General features: G+C 30.9%; 18 protein-coding genes and 1 pseudogene. All 19 read right to left on the reverse strand.

What is annotated here, in order from left to right; translation table 11 throughout:
• Positions 1-5 precede the first annotated feature (5 nt).
• Positions 6-872: a flagellar motor protein MotB gene (locus OB7_RS03455; protein ID WP_004102432.1), complete on the reverse strand. Its 867-nt coding sequence runs from the start codon at positions 870-872 to the stop codon at positions 6-8.
• A gap of 2 nt (positions 873-874) precedes the next feature.
• Positions 875-1,663: a motility protein A gene (locus OB7_RS03460; protein WP_012580315.1), complete on the reverse strand. Its 789-nt coding sequence runs from the start codon at positions 1,661-1,663 to the stop codon at positions 875-877.
• Entirely contained in the window at positions 1,663-1,875 is a 213-nt protein-coding gene (locus tag OB7_RS03465) for a flagellar FlbD family protein (protein WP_041427341.1), read from the reverse strand. Before OB7_RS03465 ends, OB7_RS03460 begins: the two co-directional genes overlap by 1 nt.
• A 19-nt stretch (positions 1,876-1,894) precedes the next feature.
• Complete coding sequence (locus tag OB7_RS03470; RefSeq protein WP_012580313.1) at positions 1,895-4,009, reverse strand: flagellar hook-basal body complex protein; 2,115 nt, start codon at positions 4,007-4,009, stop codon at positions 1,895-1,897.
• Positions 4,010-4,014: 5 nt separating this feature from the next.
• The gene (locus tag OB7_RS03475; RefSeq protein ID WP_012580312.1) at positions 4,015-4,683 is read right to left on the reverse strand and encodes a flagellar hook assembly protein FlgD; all 669 of its coding nucleotides are present in this window, start codon (positions 4,681-4,683) and stop codon (positions 4,015-4,017) included.
• On the reverse strand, positions 4,658-6,919 hold the full coding sequence (gene fliK / locus OB7_RS03480; RefSeq protein ID WP_114702536.1) for a flagellar hook-length control protein FliK: 2,262 nt from the start codon (positions 6,917-6,919) through the stop codon (positions 4,658-4,660). The genes OB7_RS03475 and fliK overlap by 26 nt, the downstream gene beginning before the upstream one ends.
• Entirely contained in the window at positions 6,916-7,863 is a 948-nt protein-coding gene (locus OB7_RS03485; RefSeq protein WP_114702537.1) for a hypothetical protein, read from the reverse strand. The genes fliK and OB7_RS03485 overlap by 4 nt, the downstream gene beginning before the upstream one ends.
• A 115-nt stretch (positions 7,864-7,978) precedes the next feature.
• On the reverse strand, positions 7,979-10,036 hold the full coding sequence (fusA, locus tag OB7_RS03490) for an elongation factor G (protein ID WP_114702538.1): 2,058 nt from the start codon (positions 10,034-10,036) through the stop codon (positions 7,979-7,981).
• A 49-nt stretch (positions 10,037-10,085) separates the two neighbouring features.
• Entirely contained in the window at positions 10,086-10,376 is a 291-nt protein-coding gene (locus OB7_RS03495) for a LiaF transmembrane domain-containing protein (protein ID WP_249030999.1), read from the reverse strand.
• 9 nt (positions 10,377-10,385) lie between these two features.
• The gene (locus OB7_RS03500) at positions 10,386-10,895 is read right to left on the reverse strand and encodes a hypothetical protein (RefSeq protein ID WP_012580307.1); all 510 of its coding nucleotides are present in this window, start codon (positions 10,893-10,895) and stop codon (positions 10,386-10,388) included.
• Positions 10,892-12,576, reverse strand: a pseudogene (locus OB7_RS03505) (polysaccharide biosynthesis protein). The gene OB7_RS03500 and the pseudogene OB7_RS03505 overlap by 4 nt, the downstream one beginning before the upstream one ends.
• Positions 12,577-12,686: 110 nt before the next feature.
• A complete protein-coding gene (gene murA, locus OB7_RS03510) occupies positions 12,687-13,934 on the reverse strand; it encodes a UDP-N-acetylglucosamine 1-carboxyvinyltransferase (RefSeq protein ID WP_114702539.1) in 1,248 nt (415 codons plus the stop codon).
• A gap of 11 nt (positions 13,935-13,945) precedes the next feature.
• Positions 13,946-14,539, reverse strand: a complete 594-nt coding sequence (locus tag OB7_RS03515) for a GGDEF domain-containing protein (protein WP_114702540.1) — start codon at positions 14,537-14,539, stop codon at positions 13,946-13,948.
• Positions 14,532-15,167: a hypothetical protein gene (locus OB7_RS03520; RefSeq protein ID WP_012580303.1), complete on the reverse strand. Its 636-nt coding sequence runs from the start codon at positions 15,165-15,167 to the stop codon at positions 14,532-14,534. Before OB7_RS03520 ends, OB7_RS03515 begins: the two co-directional genes overlap by 8 nt.
• Positions 15,164-16,177: a rod shape-determining protein gene (mreB, locus tag OB7_RS03525; RefSeq protein ID WP_004102407.1), complete on the reverse strand. Its 1,014-nt coding sequence runs from the start codon at positions 16,175-16,177 to the stop codon at positions 15,164-15,166. The genes OB7_RS03520 and mreB overlap by 4 nt, the downstream gene beginning before the upstream one ends.
• Position 16,178: 1 nt before the next feature.
• Entirely contained in the window at positions 16,179-18,758 is a 2,580-nt protein-coding gene (gene alaS / locus OB7_RS03530) for an alanine--tRNA ligase (protein WP_114702541.1), read from the reverse strand.
• Positions 18,759-18,775: 17 nt separating this feature from the next.
• Complete coding sequence (locus OB7_RS03535; protein WP_114702542.1) at positions 18,776-19,588, reverse strand: phosphatidate cytidylyltransferase; 813 nt, start codon at positions 19,586-19,588, stop codon at positions 18,776-18,778.
• Positions 19,585-20,262 carry a polyprenyl diphosphate synthase gene (uppS, locus tag OB7_RS03540; RefSeq protein WP_114702543.1) on the reverse strand — a complete coding sequence of 226 codons (678 nt, stop codon included), beginning with the start codon at positions 20,260-20,262 and terminating at the stop codon, positions 19,585-19,587. Before uppS ends, OB7_RS03535 begins: the two co-directional genes overlap by 4 nt.
• A gap of 2 nt (positions 20,263-20,264) precedes the next feature.
• Positions 20,265-20,822 (reverse strand): ribosome recycling factor, encoded by a 558-nt coding sequence (gene frr, locus OB7_RS03545; protein WP_114702544.1) that lies wholly within the window; start codon positions 20,820-20,822, stop codon positions 20,265-20,267.
• Positions 20,823-20,835 lie beyond the last annotated feature (13 nt).

A 20,835-nucleotide genomic window follows, 5' to 3' on the forward strand; every position in this document is an offset into this window, starting at 1 on the left:
CCCTCCTATTTTGCAAGTTCACGTTTAATTAAAATATCAATTCTTCTATACTTCTCTCTTAATTGTCTTATCTTATTATCTGTTTCTTCAGTTTTTTGTGCTACAAAATTATTCCATTCTTCTCTTGTTATTTCACCAGCAACTAATTTTTTTCTCATCTCTTCAAGTTCAAATTCGTACAAATTTCTTAATGCTTTTATTTCCTTTTGAATTTCAATATCTCCCTTTCCAATTGGCAAAAATCTTTCAGCTGCATAATAGTAATCTGGGTCGAATCTTCCCAATTGTATATCTGCAATTCTTTCAAGAGTTCTCTTTTGCTTTAGTTCTGTAGTAAAAAAGTAAACAACACTTGATGCTCTTGCGGAACTTAAATGCCAGTTTGATTGGTAAATAGAATTTTCTGGTACAGGAATTTCATTAGCGTATCCATATATTTCTAAAACATTTGTTGTATGTTCAATAATTACTGCTCCTAATTTTTCTAATAATTTTTTTGCTTCGGCAGTTAAACGCGCACTACCGGGATTAAATATATCCAAATCGCTAATTGTAATTAACGTACCTTCGTCTCTTTCCTCTACTGTTACTTTTCCTTTATACTCTTCTGAAATTTTCAATATCTCCTGATATACACCCGGATTTTGCGATATCAAAGGCTCAGTCTGCAAAGATTTTCCTCCTGTAAGAACACTTGGTGGATTACCATTTAACGCCGATGTTAATCCAACTGCAACCTGTTGAAATTTTCCTGGACTAATACTTGACATTGCAAATAGCAAAACAAAAAATGTTAGTAAAAGGGTCACCATATCTCCGTATGTTGTCATCCAAAGCGGAGCACCCTTTGGGCATTCTTGTTTTTTAGCCATTATTATGCGCCCGCCTCCTGAGTAGCTGCTTCATACTGAGCTTTTACAGCATCTGGTAAGAAGGACTTTAATTTTTCCTCCAATATTCTTGGGTTTTCACCAGCTTGAATTGACAAAATTCCTTCTAAAATCATCGTTTTTTCCATTTCAAAACTTATTACCCTTTTTGCAATTTTTTCTGCTATAGGAAGAGCCATAGCATTTGCCATTATAGAACCATACAATGTAGTAATTAATGCAACTGCCATTGAAGGACCTAACGAGTTAGGATCATTAAGGCTCTTAAGCATTTGTATCAACCCTATCAAAGTTCCTATCATTCCAAACGCAGGAGCATATGCTCCAATTGCTTCAAATAATCCCTTCTTCAAATTCATTTCATTACTAGCAACTTCAACTTCTATTTCAAGCATTGATTTTAAAACTTCAGGTTCTGTACCATCAACTAAAAGTTGAAGACCTTTTTTCATAAATGGATCATCGAGTTGCTCTATATTTTCTTCAAGTGATAAGAGACCTTCCCTTCTTGCTTTTTCTGACAAAGATACTAACGTTTTTAACAAATTTACATAATCGGTTTTTGGTTCTCTCAAAGCTTCAAGTGCTATCTGAACAATTTTAAAACCAATATCTTTCGGATTTGCTGCAATTGCAGCACCAATAGAACCACCAATAACTATAACAATGGATGGAATATTAATAAACGCGGCAAAATCTCCACCACCAGAAACAATTCCAAAGACAACCATAGCAAAAGCTATACCAATACCACCAATTAATGCTATATCCATTAATCATCACCGTCCTTAAATAAAGGAGGAATATTCAAAATCTTCTTTTTATATTCAATAATTCTTTCTATAACTGTCTTAGCATCTTCTGAAACTATATATTTTTTTCCGTTGTACAAAGTTATTGTAGTGTCAGGAAGCTCTTCTACTTTTTCGATATAATCTGCATTTAAATAAAATTGCTGTCCTGATAATGAAGTAAGTAAAATTATAAAAATCACTCCTCAATTATTATCGTCTCAAATTAACAACTTCTTGAAGAATTTGGTCAGCAGTTGTTACAACTCTAGCATTTGCCTGAAAACCTCTCTGTGCAATAATTAATTTTGTAAATTCTTCTGATAAATCTACATTTGACATCTCTAATGCACCTGATATTAGAGAACCAGAACCACCAAAACCTGGTTGTCTAATTATTGCTCCTCCACTGTTTGCACTTTCTGTATATAATGAATTCCCAGCTTCCAATAAACCAGCAGGATTATTAAATATAGCAAGTGCTACTTTTCCTAGCTTATCAGTAAGCCCATTACTAAATGTTCCAATTATATCTCCATTTTCAGCTATTGAGAAAGATTCTAGAGTTCCTTGAGCATTACCATTTTGTTCTGTAACATAAGCATCAGAAGTTGCTGCAAATTGAGTTATTCCAGTCAAATTTAACTTTATCTTTACTTCTCCATCTCCATTTTCACCGGCATCAAATTTTATAGCATCTATTGATTCACCTCTATTTACCTTGCCAGTAGAAGGATCGAAAGCATAAATGCCAGTAAATCTTCCGCTTTCATCAAATGTCATAACACCAGCTGTTCCACTAGTAATTTCTTGACCTGTTTCATAATTAGAAAGATATTTAATATTTTCCCCACTTGCGTTTCTTACTCTAAAAGCCCAAGCATTTTTGAAAGTGTCTGTACCGTCATAGTAATTTGCTGAAAGTTTTACAAAATCTATATACAAAGTATAGGCATTTCCTAATGTATCATAAACTTGCACTGAAGTTGTGTAAAATGGAGAATTAAATTCAGAAACTGCAAAATTTGTTGGATTATCTGCCTCATAAAATCTAGGTTCACCACTACCAGGTACTACTACACTATTAACAGTATCTTCTCTTACTACTTCTATTGTATACGTTCCACTTGGATTAAAAACTCCTGATAAACTATATGAAGTTCCATTTGTTATATTATTTAAGCTATACTCTCCCACTAAATTACCATTTCCGTCTCTTACAAATACTTTTATAGGTGAAGAGGTAGTTGTTCCATTATATGTAAAGTCTATCTGATTTGCTGCAACACTAGTTGGAGTTTCCGTTGATAATACATACCCAGGAGTTTGCAAGTCAACAACATCGTTTGCTATTTCTACGATATAATTTCCACCATTAACAATTTTTTCAGATGAAATTGTTGCATTACCACTTGAAACACTCGAAGTTTGAACATCCAAAATACTTCCGTTTGAATCTTTTATAATAAACGTATAATTTCCATCATCTTGTTGAATATTGTTCAAAGTTAAGCTTCCATCAGTCGTTGCTGTTGCAGAAAGTGATTGCTTTATCGCTCCAGATTGAACTACATTTCCAAATTTATCAAATTTAATATAAATTTCTCCATCAACAGAATCATCACTTCCACTATAAACCTTTGCTCTATAAATCTGGTAATCTGAGAATGGTTCTTGCAATGCCCCACTTTCACGGTCAAAAAGTATTTTTACATCTACAGAATTTCCTCCATAACCAGAAAGTGTCATAACTGTTTTGCTAGGCCCAACTCTTGCATCAAGATTATTAGCAACAGTCATATAAGATGTTTTTTTAGCAGCCATTGAAAGACCTGCAGAAATTTGAATATCTGATATTGGCTTATTAGTATCAACAAATCTCTTTCCTGATTCTGGATCCGGTTCTGCAACCCATCCTTGTAATTTAAGTCCTGAAGATGCTTGTACCAATGTACCATTTACATCCAAATCAAAATTACCAGCTCTTGTATAATATATCTTTCCTGAACCATCTTTTAAAATGAAAAAGCCATCTCCTTGAATTGCTAAATCTGTTTTCTTTCCAGTATTTTGAAAACTTCCTTGTGACATGATTTTATCAATAGATGCTACCTTAACACCATAACCAATTTGCTTTGGATTTGTACCTCCTGTTAATTCTGTGGCTCTTTTAGATAATTCTAATACTTGGGAAAAGGTCGTTGCATAAGTAACCCTAGAAGCTTTAAAGCCAATTGTACTAACATTTGCAATGTTATTTCCAACAACATCAATTGCTTGTTGAAATCCTTGCAATCCTGTAACACCACTATAAATTGACCTAATCATCTATTTCACCCCTCTTGCGAAATTTCTATTATTGAACTTATAGGATACAAATTTCCATTTACTAGAACATAAACATCATTATCCCTAAATTGTACTGCTTCCACTTTTCCTCCATCCATAGCAGAAATTTCCTCTAAATTTCCATCAGGTTGTACTGAATAAAGATTGAAAGTATATTTCCCATCAGGAAGCATCACACCATCATCGCTTCTACCATCCCAAAGAAAAGTCTGCATTCCTTCACTCAAATTACCCAAATCTTCTTGACGAACCAATTTTCCATTCTCATCGTAAATTTTTAAAATAACATGCGATGGAGACTCTAATTTGAAAACTTGAGTCGATGTTGTCCCGTTTGATAGCTCTAACACATTAGATTTTACAACTGCATACTTTCCAACCATGGAAGAAGCTTGAGCTCTATACAATGAAGCAGAACTTTCAACAAACTTCTGTACAGACTCGCTCATATTAGTAATCTGTTCTAATGTGGATAGCTGTGTCATTTGGGCAATAAATTCTCTGTCTTTCAATGGTTCTAATGGATCTTGATTTTTTAATTGAGTTACTAAAAGTTCCAAAAAAGCTTCTTTGTCTAATTCCTTTTTTATTTCTTGTTTTTTTGAATTTGTACTCAAATTGTATATATTATCCATCGAAACCCAATTCATCATCTTGCTTCACCCACCTTTTTTGTCTTCTCTTTTGCTCTTGTTGTTGATCTTCATTAGGATGCTGATTTTCATCCTCGTACCATTCTTGCTCTTCTTTAACTTCTAAATTAAATTCTTTTACTTCTAAACCTACATTTAATAATCTTTCTCTTAAATTAACCAATCCCTTTTCTATAATTTCCTTTGAATCACTATTATCAAATACAAACTTTACAACTATTTCATCTTTTACCTTTTCCAAATTTATTTCCATTTTTCCAAAAGCAGGATGTTCTAAATTTATAACCGCTTTTTCTTTAATTATTTCTCCCTTAAAATTTATCATTTCAACAACTTTTTTGTAAATATTCTCTATATTTCTATTTTGAGTTTCAATTTCTACCTTCTGATTCAAATCTACCTTCCCAGTTTGTAAATCGCCAGACCTCACAATATTCTCATCAATATGCGAAAGAGATTGGTAACTTTTTTTGGCATAAAACTCTTTTATATTATTAGAAACTTTTGGTTTTATATCACTAAATTCACTTTTCAATTTTGAAATTTTATTTTCTCGTTCAAAAACAAACTTTACATTTACCTCACTTTTATTATTCTTCGAAACACTTTCCATTTTCCTAATTAATTCATTCAAAGTTTCCACATTTTTCTTTATAGACTTTAAATCAATTTTTAAATGCCCAGTATGTTCTTTTTTCAACATCAGACTATCCAATTTTCTGATACTTTCAAAATTTTCTTTATTATCTAATATATTGACTATCATCGGCTGTAAAACAACAGCTTTTATGGTGCTATCATTTGGAAAAACACTATCAACATTAACTTTATTATCCAATATCAAAAACTTTTTGCTTGAAATTTTTAACTTTATATTATCTTTTTCATTCAAACCTTCAAAATTATCTTTTATCTCATTACTACCTTTTACAAAATCTTTTAAATTAATTTTTAAAACTAAAGGAATTCTCTCCAATTTATCATTCCATGTTATTTTCCTTGAAGTTAAATTATTTTTCAAAACTTTTTTATATTCGTATTTAGTTGTTTTACTCTCTAAATTTAACAATTTATTTGGATCTATTAAAATTATTAGTTTTTCACCTTTTTTTAGATTTATTTCTTTTTCATTAATAACAACAATTTTTTTATTGTTATCTGGTATGTTTAAAACTCTATCCACAAAATTTTTACTAATTATTTTTCCTTTCTTCAATACACCTTCAATTATTTTTTTATTTTCTAGACCATAAATCTTTTCATTACTTTTTTTCGAATAAAGATTTTTAGTATCACTTTCAACTTTTTTTTCATTTAAAAAAGTTCCACTTTCTAAACCTATACTACTTTTTATTTTTTGCTCTACATCTTCAATGAACTGAATTTTTGATTTAAACTTATCTTCCAATTGAATTTTGTTTAAATCTTTGTCTTTAACAATTACCTTATCTTTGATATCTTTTTGAATTAAATTTTCGACTTTTTTAGCCACTTCAACTTTCGAAATTTCCTTTTTTAATCTATCGTCCTTTATTAATTTTCTTTCATTGATTATTAGCTTTTTTACCACATCTGTTTTTGAAACAATTTCAGCTTTAGCTTTATTATCTTTAGAATTAGGAATTATTTTTATTTCTTTTTTATTACTAATTTTCTTTATATCGATATTTTCAATACTTGAATCTAAATTTGTTTTAATTGGCAAATTATTTTTACTTTCATCAACAATAACCTTTTTGTTAATACTTTTAATTTCTTTTAAAATAAATTCTTGTTCTTTTTTACTCATTTTGGTTTCAAATTCTTTATCTCTCAGTTTAGAATTTTTTTCTAATTTTTTCAATGATAGAATTTTACTATTTTCAATAACTATTTTTTTCTCTGCATCCAGTGCGTTGGTATTTTTTTCTATAACTTTGTTAGTATCATTCTTAATAATTGCATTTTTTCCACCTAAATCATTTAATTTCCCAGCTCCATTTTGCCTATTATTTGTCAATGATAAACTTTCTATAGCTTTCTTTAACTCCGTAGCAGGAGTTGTTAATTCTTTTTTCATGCTACTAGATATTTCAAATACTCTTTTAGAAAGGAAATTAGCCATAACTTTCTTTTTTGTTTCAAGCAGCGCTTGCTCAAAACCTTTAAAGTTTTGATTATCTTTTATTTTTTCATTTGTTGTTAATTTTAAATTAGAACCTTTTTTTATATTAACAATCTGCATCAAAAAGTTCATTCGATCCCACCACCAAGTTTTATTATCTCAATAAATAATTTTTCATTATTTTCTTTCAACCATTTAAGTATATTTCTTGATTTACTAGGCTCTAGATTGGACAATATATAGGCTACTATCTTAGGAGATTCTTGATATTGATTTATAAAAGCTTTTATTTCTTCCTCTGTTAAATTTAAAATGTAACTTTTTATAGCTTTATTGAAACCTTCAAGAGATATTAATTGGCTTTCTCTTTCATACAATTTTGCGTAAAAATCTTCTAATTCCTTTATTTTACTATTAACTTCCTTTAAAATCTCTTCGACATTGTATATTGTATTAACCACTGATGCAGCTTTTGTTGGATTTACCGAGGCTAAAGATTGTACCATTTCACTTCTTAAATCAGGTGAAAGTTTTTGAAATACAACAGCTAAAGTTTTTACATCAACTTTCTCGCTATTCATTAAAGGCAAAAGTTCTTTTGAGTCACCATTTTTAAATATTTCAACTAAGCTATCTAAATTTTCAACTTTCTTAACCACTTCAACTTTCGAAATTTCTTCTTTAATTTTCCTTTCTTTCCATTCATCCTCTATTGACTTTAATGTTTTATACAATAACTCATTTTCTTGCTTTAATTTTTCTGCTTCTTTTAACTTTTCCTCAGATTGCTTTATTAACTCCTCAATATTTTTCTTGTAACTTTCCAAAACTTCTTCAAAATATTTTTTTGGCTCATTTATACTTAAAGGTTCATATTTAACAAATTTATTTACCAATGGTATTTTTGACAATAAGTAAGCTGAATAACTCTTAAAATTAGAAAAAATACCTTCATCAATTCCATAAACTTGATTTAGCTGAAACTTAAAATAAGAAATAAATATTAAATTAGAAAAAAACAACACAGCTATAATGAATGCAACTAAAAATTTTAGAAATTTTCCTTTTTTTTCCATATCGACCCTCCAAGTTATACTTTGTCCATAGTATTTTTCTATAGATTCAAACACTTTTCCTTAAAAAAAAATGAGGCGCATAGTTGCGCCTCATTTTTACTTACATATAAAAATTTTATTCTTGTTCTAATTCACGTTTTCTTTCTTGAATAATTTTTTCTTGCACATTTGGTGGAACTATATCATATTTTGAAAATTTCATTGTAAAGTATCCCCTACCACTTGTAATTGAAGACAATCTTCCGGAAAAGTCTAACATTTCAGCTAGTGGAACTTCTGCAGTAATCTTTGTAATACCTTTTCCTGCTGGCTCCATTCCATGAGGTCTTCCCCTTCTTGAACTAATTTCTCCCATTACATCACCAGCATTCTCATCTGGAACAAATACGGAAACTTCCATAACTGGTTCCAATAATACAGGTTTTGCCTGCTCAAAGGCTTTTCTAAATGCTTGAATTGCAGCTATTTGGAATGAAATATCTGAAGAATCAACTTCATGATATGAACCATCAAACAACGTAACTCTAATATCAACGACTGGATATGCTGCAAGCGATCCCTTCTTCATCGCCTCTCTTATACCTTTTTCCACTGAAGGTATAAAGTTCTTTGGAATTACTCCACCAACTATCTTATCAACAAATTCAAATCCTTTTCCTCTTTCAAGTGGCTCAATTTCTATCTTAACATGTCCATATTGTCCATGTCCACCTGTTTGCTTTTTGTGTTTGTGTTCTCCAATGGCCTTTCCCATTATTGTCTCTCTATAAGCGATCTTTGGCTTACCAACCTCAACATCAACACCAAAAATGTTCTTAAGCCTTTCAACCATTACATCCAAATGGATATTTCCAATTCCAGAGATAACTGTTTCAGAAGTTTCTGGATCAAATTCCCAACTAAATGTTGGATCAGAGTCTGCAAGTCTTGCAAGCCCGTTACTGATCTTATCAATATCAGATTTGGATTTTGGATTTATACTCTTTGAAATCATTGGTTCTGGAAATTCTGGTGGTACTATCTTAAGTTTTCTATCTTTATGGGTCATTGTATCTCCAACTGAACTTTCCTTTAATTTAGGAATGACTATAATATCTCCACATGAAGCCTCTGAAACTTCGTTGGTATTCTTAAGAACAGGGAAATATAAATGTCCGATTTTTTCACTTGTTCCCTTATTCACATTTATAAGTGTATCCCCAGAAGTTAATTTTCCACTGATTATTTTTAAAAAGCTCAATTTTCCAACAAATTGATCAACAATTGCTTTAAAAGTATAAGCAACAATTGGTTCATCTTCAACTGGCGCTACTTCAACTTCATCACCAGTTTCTAAAACAGCTTTATAGGAATTCCCCTCAGATGGATTTACTCCTAAAATAGTCATTACTTTTAGGAATTGATCTACAGCAATATTTTTTTCAGCTGAACCGCAAAATACAGGTACTATCTCTCCAGTTTTATATCCCTTTTTTAAAGTTTTTAATAATTCTTCAGCTGATATTTCTTCATCATTAAAATACCTTTCCATTAATTCTTCATCAAGAGAAACTATATCTTCAATCATTGAAGATTTCAATTCTTCAATTTTATCTTTTAATTCCGCTGGAACTTCAACTTCTTTTGCTTTACCATTTTCATAGACGAAAGCTTTCGAAGAGAAAATATCAACAATTCCTTTAAAACTATCTTCTGCCCCAATAGGATAAAAAATTGGAACAAAATTTTTCTCAAATCTTTCTTTTAAACTTTCAAGTGATTCTTCAAAATTTGCTCTTTCTTTATCCATTTGATTTATAAAAACAGCAATTGGTTTTTTCATTTCTTCTGCAATTGCCCAAGTTCTTTCAGTTTGAATTTCAACTCCAGCTGTGGCATTGACAACTGATACAATATTTTCCGTAACAAAGATCGCATTAATTACTTCTCCAACAAAATCACTAAAGCCTGGAGTATCTATAACCGTATATTGAGTACCATCAAAATTAAAAGAGGCAATATGTGAGGATAGACTCGAACCTTTTTCACCCTCAATTGGATCATAATCAATATCTTTATTTCCTATTTTATCAAGTACTCCAGCATTAAAAAGCATACTAGACAATAACACACTCTTTCCTGATCCATTATGACCTATCAAAGAAATAGTTCTTTTTTTATCAACAGCACCCATTCGCCCACCTCCAGTTTATATTTATTGCAAAAATTATTATATCATAGCTTCATCCCTTTTTCTTTACAATCAAATCTAAGCCTACTTCTATTAATCCAGAACTAATTAAAATCACTATAAACTCCAAAACATCAAAATGAATTTTTCCAAAAGCACTAGCAACAATAATACTTCCAACAATTATAGCAGCGATACCTTTTGGAAAACTTCTTATTAATTTGTAAATCCCAAATCCAATTATAAGAAACCCAATTAGAAAAATAAAAGAATATGAGAAGGAGAAAAATACCGAAAATAATATTAAAATCCCCAATCCCAATAAGATAAACCCCATTAACATAACCACACCTCACATGAAAAAGTCTGTAATCTCAGTTTCAATTTCTAATTCATAATCATCTTTTCTAAATTCTTCTTCAAAAATATTCTCAACTAAGTATTTTAAAACCAAGTATGAAATTTCATTATTAGTCATTTCTTTAGTTTTATTTTCATCCAAAACCACATAAACAACATCATTGTCATAAATAAGACCTTTTATAACGTTATCAGAAATCTCAGATACAATCACATCAGAAACAAGACTATTATTTAATAAAAGTTTTTCTGAAAATACCCTTACTTCAGAAAATTCAAAATCATCAATATTTGAAAAAAATAAACCCTTAAATAAAATTAATTCGCCCTCTTTTGAAGTTTCATATAATTCTAGCTTTATTCTACCAAAATTTTGATTAGATTTAATCTCACATTTCAGGCCATTTTCATGATATTCAGAAAGATTTTTAACAATTTTTGCTAAATAATCCTTCTTATTCTTTCTTACATATTTTACCGTAAAACTATCAATAAATCTCATTCTATTCCTCCTCTAAATTTAAATTCTGGAACCAATTTTCTTGCATATTCGCACGCTTTTTCGAAATTAAAACCCTTCAAATTTTCTAAAATTTCAAGAGAATTTTTCTTTATTTCGTCTTCATTGAAAGGTTTATCATATTTTACACTAAAAATTTTCGGATGTTTGGTTCTATTTGCCACTTCATATGGATAAAATAATTCTTCATACAATTTTTCACCTCTGCGAATTCCCGTATAAACAATTTCTATATTGTCTTTTCCTAAGATCTTTCCAAGTTTTCTAGCAATCTCCTCAATTGGAATTTGTTCCCCCATATCTAAAACAAAAAGATTACCATTTAAGATCGTTGATTCTAAAACTAGTGAAACTGCTTCTGGAATACTCATAAAGTAACGCCTCATATCAGGATGTGTTATAGTTACTGGCTTTCCCTGTTCAATTTGTTTTTTAAATTTCCAAAGCACACTGCCGCACTTCCTATAACATTACCAAATCTTACAATTGAAAATCTTGTAGAACATTTCTTAGATAATATATAAAGTTCAGCTATCCTTTTACTCAATCCCATAAATGACGTTGGATTAACTGCTTTGTCAGTTGAAATAAAAACAAATTTTTCTACATTAAACTTACATGATATATCTGCCAAATTTATTGTACCAAAGACATTTACTCTTATTGCTTCATAAGGATTTTCTTCCATCAAAGGTACATGCTTGTGAGCTGCCGCATGAAAAACTATATCTGGTTTGAACTTTTCAAAAATTTTTTCCATCCATTCTCTGTTTTCTACATCACCAATTGCTCTAAAAATTTCAACATCTGCGTATTTCTCATTCAATTCTTCAGAAATTTCATATATACTATTTTCGCCTCTACCTAATAATATCAAACTCCTAGGTTTTTGAATAACAATTTGTCTACAAAGCTCACTCCCGATACTTCCTCCTGCTCCTGTAACTAAAACAACTTTATCTTTTAAATATTCACCAATTTCTTGCAAATTTACATCAATAGGTTTTCTTCCAATAATATCTTCAAGTGAAATATTCCTTATATCATCTATCTTTACTTTTTCACTAAGAATTTCCTCAAAAGAAGGAATAATTTTTACTTTTACTTTACTCAAATCAACTAAATCTACTATTTGATTTACCTTATTACTTGTAATTCCAGGAATTGCAATTATTAATTCATCAAAATCTATGACCTTTGAAAGTTCACCAATTTTAGAAATTGGGCCATAGACTTTTTTACCCATAATAGTTCTTCCAATTTTAGATTTATCATCATCTACAAAAGCTACTATTTCACCTACTTTGTTTTTTTCAATATCTTCTGCCAAAGAAACCGCCATATTTTCAGTACCTACAATCAAAAATTTTCTGGTGTGATTTTTGGATGTTTGCACAAAAAATTGGTACAGAAGTCTTCCCGTTAAAATAAACATAAAAGAGCCAAGAAAAGTAATCATTCCAACAGATCTAGGCAAAACAAATGATCTATAAAAGTGAAAAAACATAACTGTTAGTAGATAAGAAAAAAGTGTTCCTCTGAAAATAATCAAAAAATCTTTTTGATTAGCGTATCTCCAAACTATCTTGTAATTTCCATTTAAAACATAAACAACTGCAGCTATAATAACATAGAAATAGATAGACTCATTATACTTATCCATTTCAACAAAATCAAAACCAAACCTTATAAACAAAGCTACTACACCAGCAATAATGGTTGCAAGAACATCTAATAAGAATAATAACAACTTTCTTTTCAAAGAAAATCACCTCAAACTATATGTTCAATTTCTCCATTTAAATGTCTAATTTTTTCAACAATATTTTCATAACCTCTTAAAACATGAAAATCATTATGAACCTCAGTAGTACCTTCGGCAACAAGGCCAGCAATTATTAAAGCAGCTGTTGCCCTCAAATCTGTTCCTTCAACTTTAGTTCCACTTAATTTTTTTACTCCATTGACAATAGCTGTACCATCAACAACTCTTATGTCTGCTCCCATTCTAACAAGTTCATCAATATGATGAAATCGATTTTTAAAAACATTTTCCACAACCATGCTAACACCATCAGCCAATGAAAGATAAACTAAAATTTGTGGTTGAAGATCGGTAGGAAAACCAGGATAAGGTTGAATATTTATATTTATTCCTCTCTTTTTACCTTCTCCATCTACAAAAACTCTGTTCTTTTCAATGATTACATTCGTACCTGTTTCTTTAAGAATTTCCCATAATATTTCCAAATGTTCTGGGATTATTTCCTCTATATAACCCTTTCCACCGGTTGCAGCTATTGCAATAGCATACGTTCCTGCCTCGATTCTATCTGGAATTACTTTGTAGCTTCCGCCATTTAATGAGTTAACCCCTTCAATTACTATTTTCCTACTTCCCGCTCCTTGAATTCTTGCACCTAAAGAATTTAGAAAGTTTTGAAGATCAACTATCTCTGGCTCCATAGCAGCATTTTCTATAACAGTAGTTCCTTCCATTAAAGCTGCAGTCGTCATTAAATGTTCTGTTGCACCAACACTTGGGAATGGAAGATTAATAATTACCTCTTTTTCCTTTTTGCCCTTTTTTATGTATACTTCCCCATGTTCTATCTCAACTTCAAATCCCAATTTTTTTAATCCCATTATATGATAATCAACCGGTCTAACTCCTATAGCACACCCACCTGGGAGAGAAACCTTGCTTTCACCAAGAATAACAGCAAGCGGTCCTGCAACATTAAAAGAAGCTCTCATTTTTCTGACCAAATCATATGGAACAACATGATTTTCTACTGTTCCATTTAAAGTAACTTTATTATTTTCAAATATTACTTTCTTTCCAATTTTTCTCAATATCTCTATCATTGTCTGAACATCTAAAAGATCTGGAACATTTTCAATCTCTAATTTTTCTGAACTCAATATAGTAGCCGCCAAAATAGGTAAAGCAGAATTTTTTGCACCTGAAATTCTTACATTTCCATTTAATATTGAATTTTTTACCTTAAAATACCCCATTTTATCATCCTTTATGCTTTTACTATATTTAATAATTCTTCTAAACTTGTTGAATCATGTGGATAAACTGCCATTCTAATTTCAAATTTCACATCTGGAATTTTCAATTCAATAAGGTGCTCTATTCTCTCTTTTACAGTTTCTGCATTTTCTTTTGTAATTTCTGTTAAAAGCACCAAGAAAGAGTCATAAGAATATCTTCCAATGCTATCAAGTGGTACTCTTACTGCTTCTCTAAGAACTTTACCTAAAGTAATTATAATTTGTTCTTTTTCAAAATCCTCTTTACTGTTGATATCTAAAAGTTTGATCATCACTATTGCGTATTCGAAATTTTCTTCAAATGCTTTTTGATGATAATAGCTTATCAATTTTAAAATGTGTTCTTTTGAATATACACGAGTTAGTGGATCTACCATTCTTTTTGTTCCAAGATCCTTAATAAAATCATCAAAAGCTTCAAATTGCTTTTTCACTATCTCCGAATATTCATTTAAAAGTCCTTCAAGTTCATTTTGTCTGGATTTTAAAAATACAACTTCATCTTCAAGTTCTTTAATTTTTGCTATCAATTCTTCTCTTGTCATTTTTTCGTATTCACTCATCCCTATCTCCTCCCAAATTATTCTTAATATAATCATTTAGAATAAAATAAATCCTCTTTGTTTTTATATCTGGTAAATTCAACTTTAAAACTCCATCCTTTATTTCAGCAAGATGAATTCCCATCTTAATAAGTGCCAAACCGTAAGGAGTATTTTTTGATAAAAATATTTTCGCATTATTTATTTGAACATTATCAAAAACTTCAAGCTTTCCTTCTTTCAAAAATCCTTCTACTTCAAAATTATTAGCAACAACTGTTACTTCAACATTATCATACCACCATTTTTTTACAAAAATAAACTTTCCGGTTTTTCTTGCTATTCCTAATATTTTTTTATCATCTGTCAAAATTATTCCAGGAGATTCTATTTTATAAAAATATACTCCCTTTTCCGTGTAAGATAAAGGTAAAAGCTCATTTTTCATTTCATCAAATACAATTATTTTACATTCATTTTTGTTTTCAAAAGAATTCATAAATCTCATTTTCAACGAAAAAAAAGGTTTAGAAAAAACACTAAAATATTCCCCTGTAATTTCAACTACTTTACCATCCAAAATAAAATTTAAGGCAAACAAAAACAATGTAATTAGCAGTGATACCAAAATTATCTCTACCTTACTCATTCATTCCTCCTTAATCTCGAAAGAATTGAAATTTTATCAAGGACCATACCAGCTCCACGTGCTACACATGTCATCGGCTCATCTGCAACAATTGCATTTATTCCTGTTTCTTTTTCAATTAAAGTTGTTATTCCTCTTAAAAGAGAACCTCCACCTGCAACAACTATTCCACGTTCAGTTATATCTGCAACCAATTCTGGAGGAGTTTTTTCAAGCGTTGCTTTAGTTGAATCTATAATTTGCATTACAATAGGTTTCAAAGCTTCTCTAATTTCTCCGCCCTTTAACACCAATTTCTTTGGAAGACCACTCGATAAATCTATTCCTGTTACTGATGTTTCAAGTTCATCATATTCCTTGTCAGGGAAAACATTCCCTATTTCTATTTTAACTCTTTCAGCAGTTCTTTCACCTATAACCACTCTATACACTTCACGAACATATTGAATAATAGCATCATCTAATTCATCCCCTGCAACTCTAATAGAAGTCCAAGTAACCAAACTTCCAAGTGAAATTACTGCAATTTCAGTTGTACCTCCCCCAATATCAACAACCATATTTCCAGTTGGTTCCTCAACATTTAAATTTGCCCCAATAGCTGTTGCCATAGGTTCCTCTATTAAAAAAACCCTTTTCGCACCAGCTTCGTTTCCTGCTTCAAGTATTGCTCTACTTTCTACTTCAGTAATTCCAACTGGAACACCTACTACAACTAATGGCCTAAACAAAGAAAATCCATTTTGTGCCCTATTAATAAAGTAGGAAAGCATTGCAAGTGCAACGTTGTAATCTGCAATCACTCCGTCCTTTAAAGGTCTAATTGCCTTTATATAAGCAGGCGTTTTACCTATCATATTTTTCGCTTCATTCCCAACTTTTAAAACCTCATCTGTTTCTACATTTATAGCAACAACAGATGGTTCATTAACAACTATACCTTTATTTTTAACATAAACTAGTGTATTTGCAGTACCCAAATCAATCCCCATGTCGTATCTTTTAAACATGCTAACACTCCCTTAAAATTTCTTCAAGCTTTTTTATTGCTTCTTGCACTTTACCGAAATCTTTACCTCCAGCTTGTGCAAAGTCTGGTCTGCCGCCGCCTCCACCACCTAAAACTTTTGAAAGTTCTTTTGCAATATTTCCTGCATGTAACAACTGATTAGATTTTTTCTTCTTAACAATTAAAATAACTTTTTCTCCAACTTTATCAAATAATACTACAAGGTCCACTCCTTTATCAACCAATCTATCTGCTAGATCCCTTAAAACATCAACTTCTAATCCTTCAAACTTCTCTACAATATACTCTACATTGTTAATAACCTTCTTATTCTTATAAATACTGTCTATATCAACCATTTTCTGTTTTAAGCTCTTTATCTCAGAATTTAACTTCTTTATCTCTTCTTTCATATTTTCAATTCTTCTAAAGACTTCGTCATCGTTAACTTCAAGAACTTTTCTCACTTTAAACCAATTATTTTCTAACCTTTGCAAATACATTAAGCTATTTAAACCAGTAATTGCTTCAACCCTTCTAATTCCAGCACTCACCGAACCTTCAGACACTATCTTAAACAAACCTATCTCTCCCGTATTTTTCACGTGAGTACCACCACATAATTCCTCACTAAAATTGCCAACTTTTACTACTCTAACTTTATCTCCATATTTTTCCTCAAATAATGCCATTGCTCCTTCTTTAACTGCCTCATCATAGTCTTTTTCTTCTACAATAACGTCTATGGCTTCAAGAATAACATTGTTTACCATCTTTTCAACTTGTTCTATTTCATCAACACTTAGTGCATTAAAATGTGTGAAATCAAATCTAAGCTTCTCACTTTCGACCAATGAACCAGCTTGTCTAACGTGCGTACCTAAAACTTTCCTCAATGCCGCATGTAAAAGATGTGTTGCTGTATGATTTCTTGCAGTTGCTTTTCTCTTTTCTATATCAATTTTTGCGTAAACCTTCTCACCTACTGATAATCTACCTTTTAACTTTCCTCTATGAACTATTATTCCCTCTGTTGGGGAATAGACATATTCAACCAAAAATTCTCCATTTTCACCCTTAATTATTCCGGTATCAGATACTTGCCCACCCTTTTCTGCATAAAATGGTGTTCTTTCTAATACAATCTCACAATCAGCGTCTTGTGCTTCATTAACAAATTCAGATACTTTTATTGCAAGAACTTTAGAATACTCCTCATATTTTTCGTATCCTACAAATTCACTTTTTAATTTCAAATCTTCATAACCTGTTCTTTTTGTAAATTCAACATCACCTGCAGCGCTTTTTGCAAGCAATCTCTGCTTTTCCATATACTCATTAAATCCTTGCTCATCAAGAACATAGCCATTTTCTTCTGCTAAATCTCTTAAAATATCTAGTGGAAATCCATAAGTATCATATAATTTGAAAGCCATTTCTCCACTTATCTTCCCATTATTTTCACGAACGACTTTTTCAACTAATTCTAGCCCCTTATTAAGGTTCTGTAAAAATCTCTTTTCTTCACCTAAGATTATTTCTTTAGTAAATTCTTTCTTTTCAACAATTTCAGGATAAACATTTCCCATTTTATTAACAACAAAATCCACCAATTTATGTAAAAAAGGTGCATTTGCCCCCAACAATTTTCCATGCCTTGCGGCTCTCCTCAAAATTCTTCTTAGCACATATCCTCTACCTTCGTTAGAAGGAAACACTCCATCTGAAATTAAGAAGACTAAAGCTCTTATATGATCTGCAATAACCCTTATAGAAACATCTATCTTTTCATCTTTTTTATATTCCACATTCAATATATTACAAATTCCCTCAATTATAGGAGCAAATAAATCCGTATCAAAATTGTTATATACTCCTTGCATCATAGCTGCCACTCTTTCAAGGCCCGCTCCAGTATCTATATTTTTTCTCTTCAAAGGAAGTAAATTACCATTTTCATCTTGGTAAAATTCTGTAAACACCAGATTCCATATCTCTACAAATCTGCCTTCTGTGTTCGCTGGTGTTGGTTCTTTTCCATCACTTGTAGGAACATCTCTTTGTGTATCATAAAAAATTTCAGTATCAGGTCCACAAGGTCCTGTAGGACCAGCAGGCCCCCAGAAATTATCTTCTTTTCCAAGTTTCAAAATTTTCGAAGAGGGAACACCAATTTTTCTCCAAATTTCATATGCTTCATTATCATCTTTATAGACAGAAATCCACAATCTTTCTTCAGGGATCTTCAAAACTTGAGTCACAAATTCCCATGCCCACTCAATAGCTTCTTCTTTAAAATAGTCACCAAATGAAAAATTACCAAGCATCTCAAAAAATGTATGATGCCTTGGAGTTTTCCCAACATTTTCTATATCAGTAGTTCTCACACATTTCTGACAAGTTGCAATTCTAGTATAAACAGGATCAACCTTTCCCCAAAAAATAGGTTTAAAAGGAACCATTCCTGCAATAGTAAATAAAAGTTGAGGATCCTCAGGTATCAAAGAGGCACTAGGCAGTATTTTATGTCCCTTTTTTTCAAAAAACTCTAGAAATAATCTTCTTATTTCATCACTTCTCATGCAGCAACCTCCTTATTTTAACTAAATAGTTTTAAAAATATATAAATAACAGGTGCAACAAACAATAATCCATCTATTCTATCCAACATACCACCATGTCCGGGCATAAAACGCCCTATATTTTTTAATCCATACGCTCTCTTAATAGCAGATTCAAAAATATCACCAGCTGTATCCATTATCCCTGTAATTATTGCAAAAGCTATAGAATACCACAGAGGTATACTATAATTAAAAAAGCTATTTATAATTACAAAATAAATAAGAGTATAAACAAATGTACCAAAAATTCCTCCTAATAATCCTTCATAACTCTTATTAGGGCTATATACTTTTGAAAGCTTGTGCCTTCCAAAACTTAATCCAAAAAAATATGCAAAACTATCATAAGCCCAACTTAAAGTCAAAGTTAAAAGTGCAACAGCTGCACCATAAAACTTATACAATGGAATAAAAAACGAAAGATTCATTGATATATAAATAAATGAAATTGAATATACTCCAAAAAATTCCATTACAATTTCTTTATTTTTAACAATAAACAATGTAAATACGATTCCAATTATATATAGACCACTTAGCAATTCCATAGGTTGCTCTAAAAACCAAATTCCAAAAAGTAAAGGAAATGCAGATAAAAGTGCAATGTAGACAACTAATATTCCATTTTTTCTGTGCTTCTTTAACGTTGCAAATAAAAGTTCAGAGCTTGCAAGTAAGACAATTGCCGAAACTAGGCCTATCAAACTTTGGTACGAAATAAAACAAGCAACAACAAAAGGTGCTACAATAAACGCTGAAATTAAACGAACCTTAGTTTCTTTAGTCACTTTATCCCCCCAAAACGTCTTTGCCTTTTTTTAAAATCTTCAATTGCTCTATCTAAATCTTCCCTGGAAAAGTCAGGCCATAAAACATCCGTAAAATAAAGTTCACTATATGCCGATTGCCATGTTAAAAAATTGCTTAGCCTCATTTCACCAGATGTTCTAATAATTAAGTCTGGATCTGGAATATCTGGAAAATACAAAAATTCTCTAAATTTTTCTTCATCTATATCACTTATTTTAGAATCTATTATCTTTTTTATTGCATCTACTATTTCAGCTCTACCACCGTAGTTTAATGCCATATTGACTACTATTTTATCATTATTTTTAGTTTTTTCCTGATACTCCATACAAATATTATATATTTTTTCACCTAATTCTTTTAACCTTCCACTAAAAACTAACCTTACACCTTCCTTATTCATTCTTTCATAAAATTCACCAATTTTACTTTGCAAAAGCCCAAAAATAAAATTTACTTCACCTTTTGGTCTTTTCCAATTCTCAGTTGAAAATGCATAAAAGGTGGTGTACTTTACACCATACTCAGCACACCACCTCACTACTTCCTCAATTTTATAAGCACCGGCATAGTGCCCATACATTCTAGGCTTGTTTTGCCTTTTTGCCCACCTTCCATTTCCATCCATTATAAAAGCTATATGATTCAACATAATTAAAACTCCATTATCTCCTTTTCTTTCTTTTCAAATAGCTTATCCAATTCCTCAACATATTTATCCGTTAGATTTTGAACTTCTTTTTCAAGTCTTTTTTCATCATCTTCTGATATTTCACCGTTTTTTGTCATCTCTTTCAGTTCTTTAATAACATCTCTTCTAATGTTTCTGACAGCAATTTTACCATGTTCAACAATTTCTTTTGTCTTTTTTACCCATTTTTGTCTTTGCTCAGTTGTAGGGCTTGGAAAAACTAATCTTACAACATTTCCATCATTTGTCGGATTCAATCCAAGATCACTTGCTTGAATAGCCTTTTCAATTGCACTTAAAAGGTTCTTTTCCCAAGGTTTAATAATCAATGACCTTTCTTCTGTAACATTAATAGTTGCAACCTGATTTATAGGAGTAGGCACTCCATAATAATCAACCTTAATTTCTTCCAATAAAGCTGGTGATGGCCTTCCCGTTCTTAATTTTTTCAATTCCTCGTCAATAGCTTCTACGCTTTTTTTCATCCTTAATTCTGCTTCCTTTAAAATAGGGTCCTTCATCAAAACACCTCCT

It is taken from the genome of Thermosipho africanus Ob7, from assembly GCF_003351105.1.
Taxonomy (GTDB): domain Bacteria; phylum Thermotogota; class Thermotogae; order Thermotogales; family Fervidobacteriaceae; genus Thermosipho; species Thermosipho africanus.